Raw genomic sequence first — 22,375 nt, forward strand, 5'->3', positions numbered from 1 at the left:
GCCCGGCCACTACATGCTCTTCCTGCTGGACGAGAAGGGGGTACCGAGCGCGGCCAAATGGGTGTCCCTGCGCTGAACGAAACGAACGGGAGCGATGGCCCGGTCCTGGATCCCCGGACTCGCGTGCGGCGCGAGGATCGCGTCGGACCGGCCGCCGCCGAACTCGTCGAGACCGTCGGTGAACTGGGCCTGCCCGCCGACAGGGTGCAAGACACCGGCGGAAACGAAACGCCCCGTCCTCGATGGCGAACTGGTCGTCCGGGACACCGAAGCGAGCCGCTTGTCGTTCGAGGCGCCGCGGGCGCGCGGCCGCCGGCCTCGCCGCCGGGTGGCGGCCTGCTTCGCTGCCTTCGACGTCTTGGCCGCGGCCCGTCAGCTCGCAGGGTCTCAGTGGGACCGCGTCGGCCTTCGGTCCACGCCGGCTGGATGCCCGGTGTCGCGCAGGGCCAGGAGGAATGTGGCGACGTGGTCCGGTGCGGCCGGGGCTTCGGCGCGCAGGATCCGGTAGCCGTCGACTTCGACGCCGTAGCCGGTGCGCTGTTGCTTCAGGCCTTCCCGAGGCCGTTCCGCCTTGCCGGCTTTCCGTTGGTACCGCAGGGCGTCGGCACCTGCGGCAATGACTTCGGCGAGCCGGTTGGCGAAGGCCGCGTTGCACCCGCCGAGCCGGACGAAGCCGTGGCCGGCCACCGGCCCGTCGTTGGTCAGGGAGGGAAGCGTCAGGTTTGCGAGCGCGAGCGCGGCCTGAAGGTTGGTCACGGCATCTTCGCCGGCCTGGTAGGCGGTGTCCTGGCGCCGCTTGTACTGGATTCGTTCCGTGTAGGTCAATTCGTACATATTGCTGACCTCTCCTGTGGTTCTGGAGTTGAGGCGCCGGAGCGCGTTGTGTATTCCGTTCAGCGGGGCGCGGTCCTCTACCCGGCGCGCCGGCCCTGCGCACGCATCCCGTGGCCGCCGCAGCGCTGATCGTCCGAGGAGCAGGCCGGCCGCAGATGCCGACTCCGCCGCCCCCGTTGGGCATGGCCGTTCCCTACGGCACGTGGCTCGGTGTGCCGCAGTGACTGGACGCACAGGGGCTGCGGGGGTGCGGACAAGGTCGCATCGCGGTGGACGGCCCGGGCTCGGCTTGCGAGGGGGGCAAGAGTGGGTAGACCGTCGGGCTGAGTCTGTGCACGGCCCGTGACTATCGGTTTGGATCTTCGTTTCAAAGGTGCAGGCGAGCACCCCTTTGACGTGTAGGAAGGACCGGGTTGGCCAGGGAGGAGTTAGCGGCTGCTGCTACCGCCTTTGTCCTTCGCGGTCGCCGCCCATGGGTTGCTCGGCCCTCTTGCGCCGTCGTCCGACAGCGCCGTTCCCGCTGGGACGCTCACCCGGGATTCCCCCTCCCGTGCTTGGGCGGCGAATCGCTCTGGCCGACGGCAAGGCTGTCGGACGGCTGTACTCGCAGCCCCCGTGGAGGATCGAGCGTCGTTCCGATGGCCTCATCGCCCGAGGCGAGAGCCGTTGCGCCGACTTGCGCACGTGGCACTGTCGCACGCGTACGACCGTCATGCGCCGTACCCGAATCCGGGACTGCGGGACGGAGAGCCGGAGCCGGCTTCCCTGCTGTCTGCCACGGGGAAGCGGGGAGGGGCACTGCCCGGGTCACGTCGGGCCGCGGCCGTCTGCCTGAGCGGAACGGACACAGAGGCTGCCGGGTTTCGGTGCCGCGGAGCGGCCTGGCGAGGCGGCCGCGTGAGCGTGATCTGGCGGACCAGCTGTTGGAAGCAGGACAGTGCCGCGACTGCGGGAAGAGCAGACGCCGCCCCGGCGGCGATCGTTCTGGGTGCCTGGGCCACGCACAGAAGTGTGGCCAGGGTGGAGAACAGCAAGACGATGGACCAGGAATGGAGCGCGCGGCGCTGGTGCAAGGCCGATCTAAGGATGGACAGGGAGGCGACCATCCAGGGGCCGTAGATCAGCAGGGGCCACCAGCTGACCACCTCGCGGGCCGTGTGGGGTCCGGCGCTGTGGCGCAGGGTGTCGCAGATGGCCAAGCCACTGAGGATGCTCACCACAGCCGCGATGGCGCCGACCAGCGCGGCGGTGAACACACTGCCCGTTTGGATCAGGGTCACGACTGGCGATTTCGGCAGGTTCCGGCGGTGCCCTCTGGAGGCTTGCGCGGGCGGACGCCTGGGAGGGGTGGGCTTCAGCCCTGCGACGAGGCCGATGGTGTCGGCCGTGTCACCGGTGCCGTCGAAGCTGCCTCGGGTGAGGGGCTCCCGGTGCCCAGGTACGGCGTTCTCCTGGAGAAGGCCGGCGAGTTCCTCGGTCGGATCCCATGGCCGATGCGCCTCGCCCGGCCCGCCGGGCGGTTGCCCAGGAGAGGGGTGTTGTACGTGCTCCGGCCGGCCCCAGAAGGCCGAGGTCTCCTGCAGGGGGCGGACGCCGTGGATGTCCGGGTACCCGTACGGCTCATGCACGGGAGCTGCCACCCGAGCACTCGCCGGCAGCCGTTGCGGACGCTGCCGTGTTCCCCAACCGCCTGCCGAAGTCGACTTGGATCACGCTCATCGTATGGAGGAAGTCCTCAAAGATCGAGGACGAGTAGCTTAGATCGATTTCCAGACTTTCGTGTTCCAGCGTTGCGTTCCGGGTGGCGCCACAGTCGGCTGAGCCCGGAATGAAAAGCCACTTACCGATCCGGATCGCACCGGAGTGAAAACTTCCTCCCTGTCCGTCTTCTTCCGCAGTCCTACGGAAGAAGACGGGGGGCTTTGCTGTTGTCATATTCCATAAACGCTGTCGATGTTGGTCAGGGTATGCGCCATCCGGGTGATGGTGGCCGATGAGTAAATGGTGGGTCTGTCCTATCGGTTCGACGGACAGGCCGGGCGGACAGCTGGAACGTTATTCCAGCCGCCCCGCCACGCCGCGCCGCGCCCGCGACCCATGACACCCCGTCCGCCCCTCTGCCGGGGCGCTTGACGGCAACGCGTGCACGTCCATACGACTGTCTTGCCACGCGCCGAGCCCCACCCGGCGGAGCGGTCCATCGACTTGGAGCCCGGAGGGTCGGCTGCGGCCCTCGTCCGGCCGCTCATGGCAGTCGACCGATCATCGGTAAATAGATCGAGATGCCAAGGCCGGCGGATTGCTGCGCATGGCTGCAATCGAAGGACAGGGCGCAACCAGGCATATGCCTCTGCGTTATGCCGATCGATCGCTGGGGCTCCAGTCCAGGCGTTCCTTGCTACCTCAACCTTCGAAAGGACTAGTCGTGGGAGGCATCCTCCTGTGGATCGTGCTGATTTCCACCGCACTGGGCACAGTTTTCACCTCGTTGAACTCCTCCGGGATCGGCCGCCTCTGGGGCGTGGACACCCTTGAGCTGAGGCGCCAACGACGCTTCAAGCAGGTTCTGTCCCTGCACGTGGACTCCACCCGGCTGTCTCGTCGGGAAGCCGCAGTGCCGGTATGGCCGGGGGAGGGGCCTGTCGGTGTCTGCGTATCCGGGTCGTTCCTGAGCCATGTCGGCCACCCTTCCTACGGCTCGACGCCTCCTTGCCGGTGGCCGGCTCCACCCGCTGAACGACTGCAGTTCTGACGAAGGGTGGTCGCGTCGGCTCGGCCTTCGTCGCGCCCCGGGTTCCGGCGAGGCGTGTGCTGCCGGCACCCCGGGCGTGAGGCTCTGCCCCCGCTGCATTGCCCTCGCGAACCGTGACCCGTAGGGCTCGGTCGGGTCGGGTCGGAACGCGATCCAATGTCACACGCCGGCAGGTCGCTCGGCCCGCTTTCCTGATCAAGCGCACTCGGCGGAAAGGGCGGCTGATATCACTGAAAAACCCCGGCAATTCGTACATCGCCGGAGCGGGGTGGAAACCCCGGCAATTTACACATCGGCGGGCGGGTGAAAACCCCGGCAATTCACGCATCGCTGCTCTCTCGCCGCCAAGCGAGTTGGGCACTTTGTCCTGGCCGCCGAGAGAAAGTCGAGATGTGTCTGAATTGAAAGAATTATCATCGGCCTGTCATTGCGGATGGGGAAATCTCGTGGCATGGACCGGGCCTTCCGGATCATCTGGACACACTCCGCGAGAAGGGGTGTGTGAGGATGCCACCCCGTGGTGACCCGGCAGCTTGTGATCCATGGGCGGCGGCGCAACGGGTGGCGTGCACGGTGCGGGCGGCGCTGATGCGAGCGATCCGGCGCCTGGCTGAAGCAGGCGCGGCCGGCGAAAGGACCCCGCCCCGCACGGGGATGAGCTCGATGCCAGTACTTCAGGACGAATACAGGTCTGGTTTCTCCCTGCCCCTGCCCCTGCCTCCTCCGGCGGGCTCGGCGAGCGGCCTCCACGAATGCACATGGTGCCGATCCCTTGGAACTCCCGGGACTCCTGGCCGGTCGGGGCCTACTGAGGACTGTTGGCGATGACGGAAGGGGCGGAGCGTCAACCCGGTGTTCGAGTCGCCCGCCCCCCCCGGTTTGGCTGATCGGGACCCGGGAAGGTGTGTCATTCCCTAACAACGCCTTGGATGTGCAGACTTGTAGGCCGTGTAGCCTTGGAAGATGTTGACAGAAGTCATGGCGACCCGCTATGTCACGCCCCTGCGTGAGGGCGGCTCGCTCCCGGGAATCGTCGAGGCCGACGACCTCGGTACCTACGTCATGAAATTCACCGGAGCCGGCCAGGGCCGCAAGACCCTGGTCGCCGAGGTCATCTGCGGTCGCCTGGCCCAGCGGCTGGGACTGCGCGTCCCGCGGCTGGTCCAGATGCAGCTCGACCCCGTCATCGGGCTCGGCGAGCCCGACCAGGAGGTCCAGGAGCTGCTCAAGGCCAGCGGCGGACTCAACCTCGGCATGGACTACCTGCCCGGCTCGATCGGCTTCGACCCGCTCGCCTACCAGGTGGACCCGGTCGAGGCGGGGCGCGTGGTCTGGTTCGACGCCCTCATCAACAACGTCGACCGGTCCTGGCGCAACCCGAACATGCTGGTCTGGCACGGGGACCTCTGGCTCATCGACCACGGCGCCACCATGATCTGGCACCACAACTGGCCCACCGCCGGGGCCGCGGCCGCCAAGCCCTACAACGCCTCCGACCACGTACTGGCCCCCGTGGGCCCGGACATCGAGGCGGCGGCCGCCGCCCTCGCGCCGCTCGTGACCGAGGAGCTGCTGACGGAGGTCGCGGCCGACGTCCCCGACGAGTGGCTCGTCGACGAGCCGGGCTTCGACTCCACCGACGCGCTGCGCCGCGCCTACGTGGAGGCGTTGCTGCCGCGCGCGGCCACGATCCACGAGAGGATCACCATGGAGGCCGAGGTCAGGCAGCGGTCCGGTCCGCCGGGCTGGCTGGCCGAACGCCTCGCCCCCCTGCCCCACAAGAAGAAGAGCGACGACGAGTGACCAAGCGGGACGTGTTCGAGTACGCGCTGGTGCGTGTGGTGCCCCGGATGGAACGGGGCGAGTGCTTCAACGCCGGCGTGATCGTCTACTGCCGGGCGCACGCGTACGTCGCCGCGCGCACCCACCTCGACGAGGCGAAGCTCCTCGCGCTGGACCCGAGGGCGGACGTGGCCGGGGTGCGGGCCGCGTTGCACGGGGTCGAGGGCGTGTGCGCGGGTGGGGAGTCCGCCGGGCAGGCGGCCGGTGACGATGCCGGGCGGCGGTTCCGGTGGCTGATCGCCCCGCGGAGCACGGTGGTGCAGCCGGGGCCGGTGCACACCGGCCTTACGGCCGATCCCGCCGCCGAGGTGGAGCGGTTGCTGGACCTGCTGGTCCGCTGACCTCGGGTCCCGTCCGTGGACCGGTGCGGCTCCGTTGCGGGGGCTCCGCCCCCGAGCCCCCGCGCCTCAAACGCCGGCGGGGCTGATTGTGGGCGGCGGGCTGGAAGCGTCGCCGTTGACACCGGGTGCCAGGGCTCCTAGCGTCTCCTCAGCTGAAGCTACTAAGCGGTTGCTCACCTCTGGGCGGCCGTCTCTCAAGGGCGAGGAGATCCAGCATGTCCACCACCGAGCAGCGCGTCGCGATCGTGACCGGGGCGGCCCGGGGCATCGGCGCGGCCACCGCCGTACGCCTGGCCGCCGAGGGCCGTGCCGTCGCCGTACTCGACCTCGACGAGGCGGCCTGCAAGGACACCGTGGAGGCGATCACGGCGGCCGGCGGCAAGGCCCTGGCGGTCGGCTGCGACGTCTCCGACGCCGCGCAGGTGGAGGCCGCCGTCGCGCGCGTCGCGAGCGAGCTCGGCGCCCCGACCATCCTGGTCAACAACGCCGGTGTGCTGCGCGACAACCTGCTCTTCAAGATGAGCGAGACCGACTGGGACACCGTCATGAACGTGCACCTGCGCGGTGCCTTCCTGATGTCGAAGGCCTGTCAGAAGCACATGGTGGAGGCCAAGTTCGGCCGCATCGTGAACCTCTCCAGCAGCTCGGCGCTCGGCAACCGCGGCCAGGTCAACTACTCCGCCGCCAAGGCCGGTCTGCAGGGCTTCACCAAGACCCTGGCCATCGAGCTCGGCAAGTTCGGCGTCACCGCCAACGCCGTCGCCCCCGGCTTCATCGTCACCGAGATGACCGCCCAGACGGCCGCCCGCGTCGGCATGGGCTTCGAGGACTTCCAGGCCGCGGCCGCCACCCAGATCCCCGTCCAGCGCGTCGGCCGCCCGGACGACATCGCCAACGCCATCGCCTTCTTCACGGGCGAGGCCGCGGGCTTCGTCTCCGGCCAGGTCATGTACGTGGCCGGCGGCCCGCTCAACTGACGAGCGAAGAGATCACGAGAGGCAGGCGCACGTCATGACGTACGACGGTATCGACAGCGGCAAGGTCGCGCTGATCACCGGGGCGAGCCGGGGCATCGGCTACGGCATCGCCGAGGCGCTGGTCGCCCGCGGCGACCGGGTCTGCATCACCGGACGCAACGAGGACGCACTCAAGGAGGCCGTCGAGCGGCTCGGCGCGGACCGGGTGATCGGGGTCGCCGGCAAGGCGCACGACGAGGCCCACCAGGCCGTCGCCGTCGAGCGCGCGATGGAGGCCTTCGGCCGCGTCGACTTCCTGGTGAACAACGCGGGCACCAATCCGGTCTTCGGGCCGATCGCGGACCTGGACCTCGGGGTCGCGCGCAAGGTCTTCGAGACCAATGTGATCTCGGCGCTCGGCTTCGCCCAGCGGACCTGGCACGCCTGGCAGAAGGACAACGGCGGAGCGATCGTGAACATCGCCTCCATCGCCGGCGTCTCCGCCTCGCCCTTCATCGGGGCGTACGGGATGAGCAAGGCCGCCATGGTCAACCTGACCCTCCAGCTCGCCCACGAGATGGCACCGGGTGTCCGGGTCAACGCGATCGCCCCCGCGGTGGTCAAGACCAAGTTCGCGCAGGCGCTCTACGAGGGCCGGGAGCAGGAGGCCGCGGCGGCCTATCCGCTCGGCCGGCTGGGGCTCCCGGAGGACATCGGAGGCGCCGCGGCGTTTCTTACATCTGCACAAGCGGAATGGATCACGGGCCAAACTCTGGTCGTCGATGGTGGGATGTTCCTCAATGCTGGTGTGCACTGACCGATAGTCGGACACATTTGCCTCCGAAAGGGAGGTAAATGCGTACTGAATATGCACGTAACCGGTCAAGTGCCCCACGAAACCACCCCATTGGATTCGTGGGGCACTGCGGTAGGGTCTGCCGCACCCCTGGCTGATCGAGGAGCGTGCACGTGTTCAACCGGACCAGATGCCTGCAGATCACTGCGGCCCTTGCGTCCATATCCCTGCTCGCCGGATGCGGCCTGCTGTCGGAGGACAACGACGGCGACGTCAAGAAGATCGTCGTCGGCACCACGAGCGCCCCGAGCACCCTCGATCCCGCCGCGGCGTGGGACGGCTCCTGGGAGCTGTACCGGAACGTCTACCAGACCCTGCTGGCGTTCCCCACGGGCTCCACCAAGCCCCAGCCCGACGCCGCCCAGAACTGTGAGTTCACGGACGGGGCGAGCCAGGCCTACCGGTGCACCCTGCGCAAGGGCCTGAAGTTCTCCAACGGCGAGCCGCTCGACGCCAAGGCGGTCAAGTACTCCCTCGACCGGATCAAGACGATCGGCTCCAAGGTCGGTCCGAAGGACCTCTTCGGCAGTCTCGACAAGATCGAGACCCCGGACGCCCTGACGGTCGTCTTCCACCTGAACACCTCGGACGCCACCTTCCCGTACGTCCTCGGCTCGCCCGCCGCCTCGCTGGTCGCGCCCAAGGACTACCCCGCCGACAAGGTGCGCCAGGACGGCAAGATCACCGGCTCCGGCCCGTACGTGCTCGACTCGTACAAGGAGGGCAGCGAGGCCGTCCTCGGCAACAACGCGACCTACACGGGCTTCGCCAACCGCCGTAACAAGGCGGTGACCATCCGCTATTTCCAGGACTCCCAGAAGATGGTCGCGGCCCTGAAGGCCAAGGAGATCGACGCCACCTACCGAGGCCTGTCGGCCACGGAGATCACGGACCTGCAGAGCCCCGCCGCGCACGCGCAGGGCGTCCAGGTCGTCGAGAACGTCGGCGCCGAGATCCGCTACCTGGTCTTCAACCCCAAGGACCCCGCCGTCGCCAAGCCGGCGGTCCGCCAGGCCATCGCCCAGACCGTCGACCGCGGCACCCTCGTCTCCAAGGTCTACCAGGGCACCGCGGAGCCGCTGTACTCGATGGTCCCCAAGGGAGTCGTCGGCCACAAGACGCCCTACTACGACAAGTACGGCCCCGCCGACGTCACCAAGGCCAAGAAGATCCTCAAGGACGCCGGGGTGGCCACCCCGGTCGACCTGACCTTCTGGTACACCACCGACCGGTACGGCTCCTCCACCGCCGAGGAGTTCACCGAGCTCAAGCGCCAGCTGGACGAGAGCGGACTCTTCCGGATCACCCTGCGCAGCCAGCCCTGGAAGACCTTCCAGGAGGGCTACAAGGGCCAGGAGTACCCGGTCTTCGGCCGTGGCTGGTTCCCCGACTTCCCGGACCCGGACAACTTCATCGCGCCGTTCGTCGGCAAGGAGAACGCGGTCGGCACCCCGTACGAGCCCACCGAGATCCTCACCGACCTGCTGCCCAAGTCCCGCCGCGACGGCGACCGCTCCGCCGGGGTCCAGCAGTTCGAGAAGGCACAGCAGATCTTCGCCGAGGACGTCCGGCTGCTGCCCCTGTGGCAGGGCAAGCTGTACGTCGCCGCGCAGGAGGACATCGCGGGCGGCGAGCGGGCGCTGGACCCGCAGACCGCCATGCAGATGTGGGAGCTGTACCGCAAGACCAGCTGGTAGCGGCCCCGCCCGGGGCATCCGCCCCGGGCGGCCGACGCGTTGTCAGTGGCCACCGGTAGGTTCTGGAGCAGTTGCACGAACTTGTACCGGAGGTTGTCGCCGTGACCCAGATGCTGCCCGAGTCCTGGCTCCCCGTCCTCGGCGGGGAGCTGGACCAGCCCTACTTCAAGGAACTCACCGAGTTCGTCGAGAAGGAACGGGCGAACGGGCCGGTCTACCCGCCCCGCGAGCAGGTGTTCGCGGCCCTGGAGGCCACCCCCTTCGACCAGGTCAAGGTGCTGGTCCTGGGCCAGGACCCCTACCACGGCGCCGGCCAGGGGCACGGCCTGTGCTTCTCCGTGCAGCCCGGCGTCAAGACCCCGCCCTCGCTGCGCAACATCTACAAGGAGATGAAGGAGGAGCTCGGCCTGCCCGTCCCGGACAACGGGTACCTGATGCCGTGGGCCCAGCAGGGCGTCCTCCTGCTCAACGCGGTGCTCACCGTCCGCGAGGCCGAGCCCAACTCGCACAAGGGCAAGGGCTGGGAGAAGTTCACCGACGCCGTGATCCGCGCGGTGTCCGAGCGGCCCGACCCCGCCGTCTTCGTCCTCTGGGGCGCCTACGCCCAGAAGAAGATCCCGCTGATCGACGAGGAGCGGCACGTCGTGGTCAAGGGGGCCCACCCCTCCCCGCTGTCGGCCAAGAAGTTCTTCGGGTCCCGGCCCTTCACCCAGATCAACGAGGCCATCGCCGCCCAGGGCCATGAGCCGATCGACTGGCGGATCCCGGACCTCGGCTGACGCCCCACCGCGCCTCGGCGCCAATGCCGGTGCCTCCGGCTAGCTTCTTGATGATCAGACCCGGAGCAGGTCTGGCGGAGCGAGCCGGAGGCCGCGGTGACGGAGCAGCAGGAGGCGTCGGAGGACGCCGTCATGACCAGGATCGGCCAGGCGGTCATCCTGCTGCACGCCGGGGACCGCGAGGAGGCCCGCAACCGGCTCGGCGCGATCTGGTCGGAGATCGGTGAGGAGGGGGACGACCTCCACCGCTGCACCCTCGCCCACTACATGGCCGACGCCCAGGACGATCCCGCCGACGAACTGGCCTGGGACCTGCGGGCCCTGACCGCGGCCGAAGCCCTGCGCGACCCGCCCGCCACCGGGCCCCGGGACGGGGGGAGCGCACCGCGGGAACCGCATCTCGCGATGCGCGTGTTCTACCCGTCCCTGCACCTCAGCCTGGCCGCCGACTACCTGAAGCTGCAGCGGCCCGAGGCCGCCCGGGTCCACCTGACCCGGGCCCGCGCGGCCACCGGGGCACTCCCCGACGACGGGTACGGGAACGGCGTGCGCGAGGCCATCGCGCGGCTGGAGCGGCGCCTGGCCACGGAACCGGGCGCCGGGCCCCGTCCCTTCCCCGAGCAGTCTCCGTAGCGCCCGGCGGTCAGCCGTCGTGGACGCCCGCGCAAATGCGGGCCTCCGGGCTGTCCGGGTGCCAGCGGCCGTGTCGGCGGCCCAGGGCGCACACGTCGGCCGGGCGCACCGGCAGCTTCCGCACCAGCTCGCGCTCCACGTCGGCATCGGGCCGGGAAGGGTGCGGGCGCCCGCCCGGACGCCCGGACGCGGGCCCGGCCGGCTTCGGCGGCTCCGGGATGTCCGGGACCGGCGGCACGTCCGGCGCGGGCCCCCCGGAGGGGCGCTGGGCGGACCTCCGGGCGGGCGCGGGGGCCACCGGGTGCGCGGGCTGCTCCGGGACCGCCTTCAGCGCCTCCAGGGCGGGCGCCTGGACGACCACGGGGGCGGCCCCGGGCCCGCCGCGCGGCTCGTGACGGGGGAGCCCGCCGGTGGCGGGGACCGCCGCCGGCTGCACGGGACCGGGGCTCACGTTCACACAACCGGAGACGGCCGAGACGGCACAGGCGACTCCGAGCAGCAGGGTTGTCGTGGTTCGGGTTGGATGCACCCGCGCAACTCTGCTGTGCGAGGACCCCGTTGCGAAAACCCTGAGCGGATATTCACCCCGCACGGGTGACGGGGAGCGGGTGTCCGGCGGATCCGCCGGATCCGGCCTAGTCGCCCGTGGCGCCGTCTATCTGCTCGCGCAGCAGGTCCGCGTGGCCGTTGTGGCGCGCGTACTCCTCGATCATGTGGGTGTAGACCCAGCGCAGGCTGAAGATCTCGCCGCGGTGGTGGCTCTCCGCCTTCGACACCAGGTCCAGGGAACGGCCCGAGGCGGCCTGGCGGGCCAGTTCGACCTCGGTCTGCCACACCTGCTCGTTCTCGGCCCAGGTGGCGTCCTCGGCGAAGTGGAAGTCGCCGTCCGGGTCCTCGTCGGTGCAGTACAGCTCGGGAAGGTCCTCGCCGAGCATGATCTCCCGGAACCAGTACCGTTCCACCTCCGCCATGTGCCGTACGAGGCCCAGGAGGCTCAACTCCGAGGGCGCGAGCGGGGCGCGGCGCAGCTGCTCGTCCTGGAGCCCCTCGCACTTCCAGGCGAGGGTCGCGCGGTGGTAGTCGAGCCAGCCGTCGAGCATGTCCCGCTCGTCGGCGGTGGTCGCGGGCTCGGTGCGATGTGATCCGGAACTGGTGGTCATGTGGTCATCCTCGGTGAACGGGGCCCCTGCCACCAGGGATTAAGCTGCGGAAGTCCCACAAGGATCAACCTGGAGGTTCCCCGGTGAAGGTCGGTTGCATCGGACTCGGCGACATCGCGCAGAAGGCGTACCTCCCCGTCCTCACCACCCGCCCCGGGATCGAGCTGCACCTGCAGACCCGTACTCCCGCCACCCTCGAGCAGGTCGGCGCGATCCACCACGTCCCCGCCGCGCGCCGGCACACCGATCTCGACGACCTGCTCGCCGAGGGGCTCGACGCGGCCTTCGTGCACGCCTCGACTGCCGCCCACCCGGAGATCGTCACGCGGCTCCTGCGTGCCGGCGTGCCGACGTACGTGGACAAGCCGCTCGCCTACGAGCTGCCGGACTCGGTGCGGCTGGTGGAACTGGCCGAGGAACGCCGGGTCTCGCTCGCCGTCGGCTTCAACCGCCGCCACGCGCCCGGCTACGCGCAGTGCGCCGACCACCCGCGCGAGCTCATCATCATGCAGAAGAACCGGGTCGGGCTGCCCGAGGACCCGCGCACCCTGGTCCTCGACGATTTCATCCACGTCGTCGACACCCTGCGCTTCCTGCTGCCCGGCGAGGCCGAGCACGTCGACGTCCGGGCCGTGGTGCGCGAGGGGCTGATGCACCAGGTGGTGCTCCAGCTGTCCGGCGACGGCTTCACCGCGCTCGGCATCATGAACCGGCTGTCCGGATCCACCGAGGAGATCCTGGAGGTCTCCGGCCGGGACACCAAGCGGCAGGTCGTCAACCTCGCCGAGGTCATCGACCACAAGGGGCAGCCGACCGTCCGGCGCCGCGGGGACTGGGTGTCCGTGGCCCGTCAGCGCGGCATCGAGCAGGTCGTGGACCACTTCCTGGAGGCCGTCGAGACGGGCAGGACCCTCAGCGCCCGGGACGCGCTGCTCACCCACCGGCTGTGCGAGCAGGTGGTGAAGTCGGCTCTGGAGCAGGCTTCCTGAGCGAACGGACGCCCGCCACCGCGCAGTACACCGCGAGCGCGGCGAGGGCGGCCCCCACCGGCCAGTCCCCGAAGCGCCCGTAGAGGGTCGTGCCCCGGGCGAGCGGGACCTCGTACACCGCCGCCGCGCTCGCGGAGGTCGGCAGGGCCGCGCCGATCCGCTCGCCGGACGGGCCGTGCACGACGCTGATGCCCGTGAGGGTGGCGTGCACCATCGGGCGGCCGTTCTCGGCCGCGCGCAGGGCCGCCAGCGAGGCGTGCTGGGCCGGGGCCCAGCTCTCCTGGAAGGTGGAGGTCGCCGACTGGGCGACGAGCACCGAGGCCCCGCCCCGGGTCAGGTGCCGGCTCATGTCGGGGAAGGCCGACTCGAAGCAGACCAGGGGGCCGAGGCGGACGCCGGCGGGTGCGCTGCCGGCCCCGTCAGGCCGGGCGGGCAGGTCCATGACCACGGGGGCCGTGCCGGCCACCCGGTCCTCGCCGGCCGCCTTGCCGACCGAGGTGGCCCAGCCGAGCAGCGCCCGGGCCGGTACGTACTCCCCGAACGGGACGAGCCGCATCTTGTCGTACCGGTCGCCGGTGGGGCCCCCGGGACCGACCAGGACGGCGCTCTTGCGGATCCCCGGGCGGTCCGCCTGCCGCGCGTCCACGTTCACCAGCAGCGGAGCCCCGACCTCCGCCGACAGCGAGGCCAGCCGCCGGGCCAGGTCCGGGCGGGCCGTCAGGTCCTCGCCGACGCTGCTCTCGCCCCACACCACGAGGTCGACCCGCTGCCCGGCCAGCGGCTGCGTCAGCCGCTCTCCGATCGCGAACCGCCGCTCCGCGCTGTCCGGACCGTCCGGCACCGGACCCGGCTGTACGACGGCCACGCGCAGCCGGCCGGACTCCGCGGGCACCGTCGCCCACACCCACACCACCGCGGTCAGCACCGCGCACCCCGTCATCCCCGCCACCGCCGGGATCCGCGCCCCCGGCACCGCGACCAGCAGCACCACGGCGCAGTTCACCGCCACCACGAGCAGGCTGACCAGCCACACCCCGCCCACGGAGGCCAGCCGCAGCGCGGGCGGCACCTGCCACTGGCTCGCCCCCAGCAGCCCCCACGGCCCGCCCAGCCCCTGCCAGGACCGGACCAGCTCCGACAGCAGCCAGCCCGCCGGTACGAGGACCAGCGCGGACAGCGCCCGGCCCGCCGACGGCACCCCGCCGAGCAACTCCCGCACCAGGAGGCCCCAGGGGATCCACAGCAGCCCCAGCAGTGCGGCCACCGGCACCAGGAAGACGTGCAGGCTGGGCAGCAGCCAGTGGTGGACGGCCACGATGAACCCCGCGCCGCCGAGCCAGCCCTCCAGGGCCGCCCGCCGCCCGGTGGGGGCCGACCTCAGCAGCAGCATCCAGGGCGCGAGGGCGACGTAGGCGAACCACCAGAGCGCGGGGGCGGGGAAGGCGAGGGCGGGCAGCGCTCCGGCGGCGACCGCGGCGGGCACGCGCCACCGGGGCATCCGATCGTTCCGCATCGCGACCATGGCGCGCCTCCGCTTCCAGTCTGGCAGTGCAGGGCCGGGCAGGCTCAGGCGGACATGTGCCGCCAGGTCTCGTGCACGGTGACGCGGGTGAGCCGCCAGCCGTCACGGGTGCGGGCCAGCGCGAAGGAGTAGCGTCCGGCGGCGACGAAGTTGGGCGCCGTGACCGTACCGTCGAACTCCGGACCCGCCAGGCGCATCGGGTTGAGGAAGTCGGCCCGGACCTCGGCGCTGTCGCCGGGCGAGCCGCCCAGGTCCTCCAGCCGGACCAGCCGGTTGACGATCAGGTGCTGCCGCACGGGGAAGAGCTTCATGGTCTCCGCGAGCCAGTCCGCGACCTCCCCCGCCGCCCCCTCGATCCCGCCCGCCGAGCTGTAGTCGGCCCGCCCGGAGGCCGTGAAGAGGGCGCGGTAGGCGTCCCAGTCGCCGTCGTCGACGGCGACCGCGTAGCCCGTGACCACCTCGTCGATCGCCAGCCGGTCCATTACCGTCGCGAGATCCACACGCTGAGTCATCGGGTCAGTGTGGGGCTGCGCGTGCCCGAGGCCAAGGGGGATGCGCGGACCGGATCTTCCCGCGGGCGCTCAGTGACCGGAACGGGCCTCCCGCTGCCGTACGACGACGAGGAACGCATCGCTGTCCAGGTCCATGACCACCTCGGCCGGCACCCCCTCCTGCATCCGCTGCGCCGCGTACTCCTCGGCGGGCCAGCTCCCCCTCGGACTTCCGGCCGGAAAACGCTCCAGTACCACTCGACCCATGGGACACCCCCTGCTTGCTTGCCTTCCGGTCTCTTCAGGTCTCTTCAGGCACAACGACGCGGAAGCCGCCCGGGAACGTTCCCGAGCGGCTTCCGGTTCACCCGAAGCGGTGGAGCGGGGTCCTGCTAGGAGCCGGACTCACCCGCGTGCGGGCTCAGCACGTCCGCGCCGATCAGCGCGAACAGCAGGATGCCCAGGAGGATCCGGTAGATCACGAAGGGCATGAAGCTCTTCGTCGAAATGAACTTCATGAACCACGCGATCACGACGTAGCCCACGAAGAAGGCGATGACCGTCGCGAAGACCGTCGGACCCCAGGAGATGTGTCCCGGCTCCTCCATCACGTCCTTGATCTCGAACGCGCCGGAGGCCAGCACGGCCGGGATGGCCAGCAGGAAGGAGTAGCGCGCCGCGGCCTCGCGGGTGAAGCCCAGCAGCAGACCGCCGGAGATCGTCGCGCCGGACCGGGAGACGCCCGGGATCAGCGCCATCGCCTGGCAGAGACCGAAGATCAGACCGTCCTTGACACCCAGCTGCTGGAGGGTCTTGCGCTCGCGGATGGCGCGGTGCCGGCCGCCCTCCTCGTCGCGCGCGGCCAGCCGGTCGGCGATGCCCAGCACGATGCCCATCACGATGAGGGTGGTCGCCGTCAGCCGCAGGTCGCGGGCCGGGCCCACGATCGCGTCCTTGAAGACCAGACCGAGGACGCCGATCGGAATCGAGCCGACGATCACCAGCCAGCCCATCTTGGCGTCCTGTTCGGAGCGCAGGGCCTTCGTGTACAGGGAGCGGAACCACGTGGAGATGATCCGCGCGATGTCCTTGCGGAAGTAGATCAGCACGGCGGCCTCGGTGCCGATCTGGGTGATGGCCGTGAAGGCCGCTCCTGGGTCGTGCCAGCCGGCGAACGCCGCGGTCAGCCGCAGGTGGGCGCTGGAGGAGATCGGGAGGAACTCCGTAAGCCCCTGGACGAGACCGAGGATTAGGGATTCGAACCAGCTCATGTCGGGGTGCGCTCGTCCTTGTGATCGTCGGGCAGTTCGCCCCCGATGCTAGGGCCCGTGCGAAGTGCCGCTGACCACTGGGGGGTGCTGGGGCGTCAGTTCGTACGACGATTCCCGGGTGCGCGGGGGTGCCAGGCGGTGCCGCTTGCGCCAGGCGACGGCTCCGGCCCCCACCACCGAGACCACGATGAAGCCGAAGGAGACGAGGAAGGCGGGCGAGCCGGGGGAGGATGCGCTGGCCCCCGCGACCACGTACGCGGTGGTGTTCGGGACGACGCCGATCGCCGTGGCGAGGAGGAAGGGGCCCCAGCCGCAGCGGGACACCGCCGCGCAGTAGTTGGCCACCACGAAGGGAACTCCGGGGAAGAGCCGGACGGCGAGCATCGAGCGGAAGCCGTGCCGGCTGAGCTGCCCGTCCGCCGCCTCCAGCCAGCGGCCGCGCAGATACGGACGCAAAGCCTCCTGGCCCATGATCCGGCCGAGGCCGAAGGCGATCCCGGCGCCCAGGACGGTGCCGCCGACCGCGGCGACGAGGCCGAACTGGGTGCCGAAGACGGCTCCCGCGGCGAGGTTCAGCAGGGGACGCGGTACGAAAGCAGCCGCACACACCCCGTACGCGGCTGCGAACAGCAGGACCGCCGTACCCACCGGGAGGCCCGGGGGCCAGCCCTCCGAGAGCAGGCGCTGGGGCTCGAACAGCAGCACGCACACGCCGGCCGCCACGAGCAGCACGACGAGCAGCGACAGCCGGGTCCACGGCGCGAGGAGGAGGGACATCCCGGGAGACTAGCCGACGTATGCGGCGTCGCGCCGTAATCTGGACCTCATGCCGTCGAACGGCCGACGACCCCCGAGGGTTCCCGACAGTGCCCTCGCGGACACCCTGCTGGAGCGGCTGACCGGGACGTACGCGGCAGCCGCCGACCCCGTACGGGCCGAGGCGATGGCCGCGTACATGAAGGACGTCGCGCCCTTCCTCGGCATCCCGACACCACTGCGCCGGGACCTGTCGAAGGCCGTGATCCTGGACACCCCCAAGCCGTCCGAGGCGGACTGCGCGGCGCTCGCGCTGCGCTGCTGGCGGCTCCCGGAGCGCGAGTACCACTACTTCGCGGTGGACTACCTGCGCCGCCACGTCTCCCGGTGCTCCTCCGGCTTCCTGCCGGTGCTCCGGCACCTGATCGTCACCGTTCCCTGGTGGGACACCGTCGACCTGCTGGCCGCGCACGCGGTCGGCCCGCTGGTGGCCGCCGACCCGGAGCGGGCGCGGGTGATGGACGAGTGGATCGGGGACGAGGACCTCTGGCTCGCCCGCGCCGCCCTGCTGCACCAGCTGCGCTACAAGTCCGCCACCGATGCCGGGCGCCTCTTCGCCTACTGCCGGCGCCGGGCCGGTGACCCGGACTTCTTCCTGCGCAAGGCCATCGGCTGGTCCCTGCGCGAGTACGCGAAGACCGACCCCGACGCGGTGCGCGCCTTCGTCGCGTTCGAAAGCGGCTCCCTGTCCCCGCTGTCCGTGCGTGAGGCGCTCAAGAACCTCTGAGGGACCGCCGGTTCACCCGTAAATCATTCGACGGGCCCGGGGCGGTCCGGCAGGATCAGGGGCATGTCCCGGTTCGCCTTCCCCGCAGCGCCGTCCGCAGTCGCGGACGCGCCGAAGGCTGCCGCATTCGCCTTTCCCGCAGAGGCCTTCGCCGCATTCGACGGCGCACGAAGCTGACCCTTCCCGGATCGTCCGGCGGACCCCGCAGGGGGAGGGTCGGCTCGGCTCAGGGGTCCCGTCCACGCTTCGAGCAACGGGAAGAGACAAGCGATCATGGCCAAGACGGCCTTCGTGCGGACCAAGCCGCACCTCAACATCGGCACCATGGGTCACGTCGACCACGGCAAGACCACCCTCACCGCCGCCATCACCAAGGTCCTCGCCGAGCGCGGCGGCGCCTCCTTCGTGCCCTTCGACCGCATCGACCGGGCCCCCGAGGAGGCCCGGCGCGGGATCACCATCAACCTCACGCACGTCGAGTACGAGACCGACACCCGGCACTACGCCCACGTGGACATGCCCGGTCACGCGGACTACATCAAGAACATGGTCACCGGGGCCGCGCAGCTCGACGGGGCGATCCTCGTCGTCTCCGCCCTCGACGGGGTCATGCCACAGACGGCCGAGCACGTGCTCCTCGCCCGGCAGGTCGGCGTCGACCACATCGTCGTCGCCCTGAACAAGGCCGACGCCGGGGACCCCGAGCTGACCGACCTGGTCGAGCTGGAGGTCCGCGAGCTGCTCACCGCGCACGGCTACGGCGGGGACGCCGCGCCGGTCGTACGGGTCTCCGGACTCGGGGCGCTGGAGGGCGACCCGCGGTGGACCGGGGCGATCGAGGCGCTGCTGGACGCGGTGGACACGTACGTGCCGACACCGGTGCGGTACACGGACGCGCCGTTCCTGCTGCCCGTGGAGAACGTGCTCACCATCACCGGCCGCGGGACCGTCGTCACCGGAGCCGTCGAGCGCGGCAGCGTCCGCCTCGGCGACCGCGTCGCGGTCCTCGGCGGCGACGGCGAGCCGGCCGAGACGGTCGTCACCGGGCTGGAGACCTTCGGGAAGCCGATGGAGTCCGCCGAGGCCGGGGACAACGTCGCGCTGCTGCTGCGCGGCGTCCCGCGCGACGGCGTGCGCCGCGGACACGTGGTGGCCGCGCCCGGCAGCGTCACGCCCAAGCGGCACTTCACCGCGCAGGTGTACGTGCTCTCCGGGCGCGAGGGCGGCCGTACGACCGCGATCGCCACCGGCTACCGGCCGCAGTTCTACATCCGCACCGCCGACGTGGTCGGCGACGTGGACCTGGGCGAGGCCGGCGTGGCCCGGCCGGGTCAGACGGTCACCATGACCGTCGAGCTCGGGCGGGACGTCCCGCTGGAGTCGGGGCTCGGCTTCGCGATCCGCGAGGGCGGGCGGACGGTCGGCGCGGGCACGGTCACGGCCGTCCTGGGCTGACCCGGGCGGCCGGGACCGTACCGACCCTCTGTGGTGACGGCGGAGCTGCTGCGGCAGACTGCCGTCACCACAGGCGAGCGCGAAGCAGAGGGGCGGGCGGACATGGGCGGCGACACGGCACTCGTGCTGGGCGGCGGGGGACTGACGGGCGTGGGCTGGGAGTGCGGAATCCTGTACGGGCTCGCCCGCGCGGGCGTCGACCTCACCACCGCCGACCTCGTCGTCGGCACCTCGGCGGGCTCGGTCGTCGGCGCCCAGCTCACCTCCGGGCAGCTGTCCGTGCAGGAGCTGTACGAGCGCCAGCTCGGCGACGCCACCGGGGAGATCGCCGCGAAGCTGGGGGCCGGCGTCATCGCGCGGTACGCCCTCGCGATGGCCCGCTCCCGCAACGCGACGGCCTACCGGCAGCGGGTGGGCGCCATGGCCCTGGCCGCCGACACCGCGGCGGAGGCCGAGCGCCGCGAGGTGCTCGCGGCCCGGCTGGTCTCGCACGAATGGCCCGAGCGGCGGCTCGTGGTCACCGCCGTGGACGCGCTCACCGGCGAACCGGCCGACTTCGACAGGGAGAGCGGCGCTGGGCTCGTCGACGCGGTCTCGGCGAGCTGCGCCGTGCCGGCCGTATGGCCGCCGGTGACGGTCGGCGGACGGCGGTTCATCGACGGAGGCGTCCGTTCCGCCACCAACGCCGACCTCGCCGCCGGGTACGCGCGCGTCGTGGTCATAGCGCCGATCTCGCTCGGCTCCAGGCTCGTCCCCTCACCGGCCGCGCAGGCGGCGCGGCTGCGGGAAGCGGGGGCGCGGGTGCTGGTGATCAGCCCGTCGGCGCAGGCCCGCAAGGCCTTCGGGCGCAACGTCCTCGACCCCGCCCGGCGGGACCCCGCGGCGCGGGCCGGTCTGGCGCAGGCGGTCGAGCACGTCGAGGCGGCGGCCGCGGTCTGGTCCGGCTGAGCCGGAGGGGGCCGGGCCGGTCCCGCCCCCCGGCGGACCGTCCCGTTGCGGACCGGCCCGACAATGGTGGGGTGAGCGACGAACAGATCCCGGTCGTCCGGGACGTGGGCCAGGGCACCGCCAAGCTGATGCCGGACGTGGACGCTGAGCGGGCCTGGCTGCTGACCGTCGACGGGGCCCCGCAGTCGTACGTGGACCTGGACGATCCGCAGCACCTGGAGTTCGAGTACGTACGCCGCCTCGCGCACGTCCTGGACTGCGCGGCGGAGCCGGAGCGCCCACTGGACCTCCTGCACCTGGGCGGCGGCGCGCTCACCCTGCCGCGGTACACGGCGGCGACCCGGCCGGGATCCCGGCAGGCGGTCGTCGAATTCGACGCGGGCCTGGTCGAGCTGGTCGCCGAACACCTGCCGCTGCCGGCGGGGTCCGGGATCACGGTGCACACCGCCGATGCCCGGGCCTGGCTGGAGGCCGCGCCCGCGGCGAGCGCCGACGTGATCGTGGCCGACGTGTTCGGCGGCTCGCGGGTGCCGGCGCAGCTGACGTCGGTGGAGTACGCGCGGGCGGCGGCGCGGGTGCTGCGGCCCGGCGGGCTGTACGCGGCGAACCTGGCGGACGGGGCGCCGTTCGACTTCCTGCGGGCGCAGCTGGCCAACTTCGCGGAGGCGTTCGGGGAGCTGGCGCTGATCGCGGAGCCGGGGGTGCTGCGGGGGAGGCGGTTCGGGAACGCGGTGCTGCTCGCCTCCGACGCGGGGCTTCCGGTGGCCGCGCTGGCCCGGCGGTGCGCGGGGGACGTGTTTCCGGCGAGGGTGGAGTACGGGGACGGGCTGGTGCGGTTCAGGAAGGGGGCGGTGCCGGTGGCCGACGCGGACGCGGGGCCGTCGCCGGCTCCGCCGGAGGGTGCGTTCACGGTGGGGTAGCCGGCTCGCCGCCGCGCCGGGGCTCCGCCCCGCGCCCCGCGCCTCAAACGCCGGCGGGGCTGGAGGGGGCGGCCGGGCTGGAGTCTGGGGCCGGGCTGGAAGGTGGGGCGGGGTGCTTCGTGAAGGTGGTCGGTTTGGTTTTGCGGGTCATGTGGCGGACGTCCGGGATCAGGAGGACCAGCGCCGTGGCCAGGACGACCAGGGACGCGCAGCCCCACAGGGCCTCGGTGCGGCCGAAGGCCGTCTCCGCCGGGCCGGCCAGGGCGGTGGCCAGGGGGAGCATCGACACCGAGCCGAACCAGTCGTAGGCGGAGACCCGGGAGAACTTCTCCTCCGGGATCTCCTGGTGCATCGTGGTCATCCAGTTCACGCCGAAGACCTCGATCGCGGCTCCGCTGACGAACATCACCGCGCACAGCCCCCACACGGGCAGCGGCACGGCGAGGCCCGCCGACGGCAGGGCCAGCGGGAACACGCACAGCGTGCCGATCAGCAGCAGCCGGCGCGGTTTCCACGCCATCATCAGCACGGCCCCGGCGATGGTGCCGAGCCCGAAGAAGGCCAGGGCCACGCCCCAGGGCGCCGCCCCGCCCAGCCGGTCCCGGGCGACCAGCGGACCGTAGACCGCCTCCGCGGCGCCCACGACGGCGACGACCACGGAGAACTGGAGCACGATGCTCCACAGCCAGGGGCGGGTCCGGACCTCCACCCACCCCTCGCGCAGGTCGGCCAGCAGGCCGCCGCCGGGGGCCCGGTCGGGGACGTGGCTCACGTCGAGGAACGCGCGCAGCAGGCCCGCGACGGCGAAGGCGACCGCGTCCACGGCCAGGACCCAGCCCGGGCCGAGCACGGCGATCATCGCCCCGCCGAGGGCGGCGCCGCCGATGCCCGCGCCGTTCATCGCCATGCGGAACAGCGCGAAGGCCCGGTTGGAGTGCTCGCCGGAGACCGTGGACAGCAGCATGCCCTCGGCCGCGGGATTGAAGAAGGCCGTGCCGGTGCCGCACAGGGCGGTCAGCAGCATCATCTGCCAGAGCTGGGGGTCGCCGGTGAGGACGAGCAGCGCGAAGGCGCCCTGCGAGAGGAAGTTCAGGGCGTTGGCCGCGACCATCACGCGGTGGCGCGGCAACCGGTCGGCGATGGCGCCGCCGATGAGCAGGAAGAGGACGAGCGGCAGCGTACGGGCGGCCGCGACCAGTCCGATGTCGCCGCTGGACCCGCCGGCCTCCATCACCGCGAAGGTGGCCGCGATGAGCGCTCCGTGGCTGCCGAGGTTCGTGACGACCGCGGCACCCGTGAGCAGGGTGTAGTTGCGGCCCGCCCAGTCGGGCCGGCGACGGCGTGCGGGGGTACGGGGCGCTGCGGCGGGGGGAGAACTCACCCCCG

At 71.4% G+C, this 22,375-nt stretch carries 22 protein-coding genes; 13 read left to right on the top strand and 9 right to left on the bottom strand.

Annotated elements, in window-relative coordinates; translation table 11 throughout:
- On the top strand, positions 1–76 hold a 76-nt coding region (locus tag ACFYZ4_RS37275; protein ID WP_390786126.1), incomplete at its 5' end, for a galactose oxidase-like domain-containing protein.
- Between the two features lie 311 nt (positions 77–387).
- Here ACFYZ4_RS37275 and ACFYZ4_RS37280 read toward each other — a convergent pair.
- Positions 388–834, bottom strand: coding sequence for a hypothetical protein (locus ACFYZ4_RS37280; RefSeq protein WP_390786092.1), 447 nt, complete (start codon positions 832–834; stop codon positions 388–390).
- Positions 835–4,549: 3,715 nt separating this feature from the next.
- Here ACFYZ4_RS37280 and ACFYZ4_RS37285 point away from each other — a divergent pair.
- From ACFYZ4_RS37285 to ACFYZ4_RS37315, 7 genes are all read left to right on the top strand, one after another.
- Positions 4,550–5,389 (top strand): HipA family kinase, encoded by an 840-nt coding sequence (locus ACFYZ4_RS37285; RefSeq protein WP_351304372.1) that lies wholly within the window; start codon positions 4,550–4,552, stop codon positions 5,387–5,389.
- Positions 5,386–5,769, top strand: a complete 384-nt coding sequence (locus ACFYZ4_RS37290) for a DUF3037 domain-containing protein (protein WP_351304375.1) — start codon at positions 5,386–5,388, stop codon at positions 5,767–5,769. Before ACFYZ4_RS37285 ends, ACFYZ4_RS37290 begins: the two co-directional genes overlap by 4 nt.
- Before the next feature lie 215 nt (positions 5,770–5,984).
- Positions 5,985–6,746, top strand: coding sequence for a 3-oxoacyl-ACP reductase FabG (fabG, locus tag ACFYZ4_RS37295; RefSeq protein ID WP_351304814.1), 762 nt, complete (start codon positions 5,985–5,987; stop codon positions 6,744–6,746).
- A gap of 34 nt (positions 6,747–6,780) precedes the next feature.
- Positions 6,781–7,542, top strand: a complete 762-nt coding sequence (locus tag ACFYZ4_RS37300; RefSeq protein ID WP_351304811.1) for an SDR family oxidoreductase — start codon at positions 6,781–6,783, stop codon at positions 7,540–7,542.
- 152 nt (positions 7,543–7,694) lie between these two features.
- On the top strand, positions 7,695–9,278 hold the full coding sequence (locus ACFYZ4_RS37305; RefSeq protein ID WP_390786093.1) for an ABC transporter substrate-binding protein: 1,584 nt from the start codon (positions 7,695–7,697) through the stop codon (positions 9,276–9,278).
- Positions 9,279–9,388: 110 nt separating this feature from the next.
- Positions 9,389–10,057 carry a uracil-DNA glycosylase gene (locus tag ACFYZ4_RS37310; RefSeq protein ID WP_351303116.1) on the top strand — a complete coding sequence of 223 codons (669 nt, stop codon included), beginning with the start codon at positions 9,389–9,391 and terminating at the stop codon, positions 10,055–10,057.
- 96 nt (positions 10,058–10,153) lie between these two features.
- The gene (locus ACFYZ4_RS37315; protein WP_390786094.1) at positions 10,154–10,690 is read left to right on the top strand and encodes a hypothetical protein; all 537 of its coding nucleotides are present in this window, start codon (positions 10,154–10,156) and stop codon (positions 10,688–10,690) included.
- A gap of 10 nt (positions 10,691–10,700) precedes the next feature.
- Here the strand turns inward: ACFYZ4_RS37315 and ACFYZ4_RS37320 are convergent, their stop codons facing one another.
- Both ACFYZ4_RS37320 and ACFYZ4_RS37325 read right to left on the bottom strand, forming a co-directional pair.
- Positions 10,701–11,219 carry a hypothetical protein gene (locus ACFYZ4_RS37320; protein ID WP_351303104.1) on the bottom strand — a complete coding sequence of 173 codons (519 nt, stop codon included), beginning with the start codon at positions 11,217–11,219 and terminating at the stop codon, positions 10,701–10,703.
- Positions 11,220–11,325: 106 nt separating this feature from the next.
- Positions 11,326–11,850, bottom strand: a complete 525-nt coding sequence (locus ACFYZ4_RS37325; protein WP_351303101.1) for a DinB family protein — start codon at positions 11,848–11,850, stop codon at positions 11,326–11,328.
- An 83-nt stretch (positions 11,851–11,933) separates the two neighbouring features.
- Here ACFYZ4_RS37325 and ACFYZ4_RS37330 point away from each other — a divergent pair, with 83 nt between their 5' ends.
- Positions 11,934–12,839: a Gfo/Idh/MocA family oxidoreductase gene (locus ACFYZ4_RS37330; RefSeq protein ID WP_351303098.1), complete on the top strand. Its 906-nt coding sequence runs from the start codon at positions 11,934–11,936 to the stop codon at positions 12,837–12,839.
- Here ACFYZ4_RS37330 and lnt read toward each other — a convergent pair.
- The 5 genes from lnt to ACFYZ4_RS37355 form a co-directional block, all read right to left on the bottom strand.
- Positions 12,784–14,361: an apolipoprotein N-acyltransferase gene (gene lnt / locus ACFYZ4_RS37335; protein WP_390786095.1), complete on the bottom strand. Its 1,578-nt coding sequence runs from the start codon at positions 14,359–14,361 to the stop codon at positions 12,784–12,786. The two genes, ACFYZ4_RS37330 and lnt, sit on opposite strands and share 56 nt — an antisense overlap.
- A gap of 44 nt (positions 14,362–14,405) precedes the next feature.
- Positions 14,406–14,873 (bottom strand): nuclear transport factor 2 family protein, encoded by a 468-nt coding sequence (locus ACFYZ4_RS37340; RefSeq protein ID WP_351303092.1) that lies wholly within the window; start codon positions 14,871–14,873, stop codon positions 14,406–14,408.
- Between the two features lie 69 nt (positions 14,874–14,942).
- Positions 14,943–15,119, bottom strand: a complete 177-nt coding sequence (locus ACFYZ4_RS37345) for a hypothetical protein (protein ID WP_351303089.1) — start codon at positions 15,117–15,119, stop codon at positions 14,943–14,945.
- Positions 15,120–15,244: 125 nt separating this feature from the next.
- Positions 15,245–16,123, bottom strand: coding sequence for an undecaprenyl-diphosphate phosphatase (locus ACFYZ4_RS37350; RefSeq protein ID WP_351303086.1), 879 nt, complete (start codon positions 16,121–16,123; stop codon positions 15,245–15,247).
- Between the two features lie 48 nt (positions 16,124–16,171).
- Positions 16,172–16,900 carry a VTT domain-containing protein gene (locus ACFYZ4_RS37355; protein WP_351303084.1) on the bottom strand — a complete coding sequence of 243 codons (729 nt, stop codon included), beginning with the start codon at positions 16,898–16,900 and terminating at the stop codon, positions 16,172–16,174.
- A gap of 49 nt (positions 16,901–16,949) precedes the next feature.
- Between ACFYZ4_RS37355 and ACFYZ4_RS37360 the strand changes: the two genes are divergently transcribed.
- The 4 genes from ACFYZ4_RS37360 (at position 16,950) to ACFYZ4_RS37375 (ending at position 20,989) form a co-directional block, all read left to right on the top strand.
- Positions 16,950–17,666, top strand: a complete 717-nt coding sequence (locus ACFYZ4_RS37360; RefSeq protein WP_390786096.1) for a DNA alkylation repair protein — start codon at positions 16,950–16,952, stop codon at positions 17,664–17,666.
- A gap of 273 nt (positions 17,667–17,939) precedes the next feature.
- Positions 17,940–19,121 carry an elongation factor Tu gene (gene tuf / locus ACFYZ4_RS37365; RefSeq protein ID WP_390786097.1) on the top strand — a complete coding sequence of 394 codons (1,182 nt, stop codon included), beginning with the start codon at positions 17,940–17,942 and terminating at the stop codon, positions 19,119–19,121.
- A 102-nt stretch (positions 19,122–19,223) separates the two neighbouring features.
- The gene (locus ACFYZ4_RS37370) at positions 19,224–20,069 is read left to right on the top strand and encodes a patatin-like phospholipase family protein (protein ID WP_351303113.1); all 846 of its coding nucleotides are present in this window, start codon (positions 19,224–19,226) and stop codon (positions 20,067–20,069) included.
- 128 nt (positions 20,070–20,197) lie between these two features.
- Entirely contained in the window at positions 20,198–20,989 is a 792-nt protein-coding gene (locus ACFYZ4_RS37375; protein ID WP_390786127.1) for a spermidine synthase, read from the top strand.
- Positions 20,990–21,032: 43 nt separating this feature from the next.
- On the opposite strand, the gene ACFYZ4_RS37380 is transcribed toward ACFYZ4_RS37375, so the two are convergent.
- Positions 21,033–22,370: an MFS transporter gene (locus ACFYZ4_RS37380; RefSeq protein WP_390786098.1), complete on the bottom strand. Its 1,338-nt coding sequence runs from the start codon at positions 22,368–22,370 to the stop codon at positions 21,033–21,035.
- Between the last annotated feature and the right edge of the window lie 5 nt (positions 22,371–22,375).

The organism is Streptomyces sp. NPDC001513 (genome assembly GCF_042894695.1).
In the GTDB taxonomy this organism is placed as follows: Bacteria; Actinomycetota; Actinomycetes; order Streptomycetales; family Streptomycetaceae; genus Streptomyces.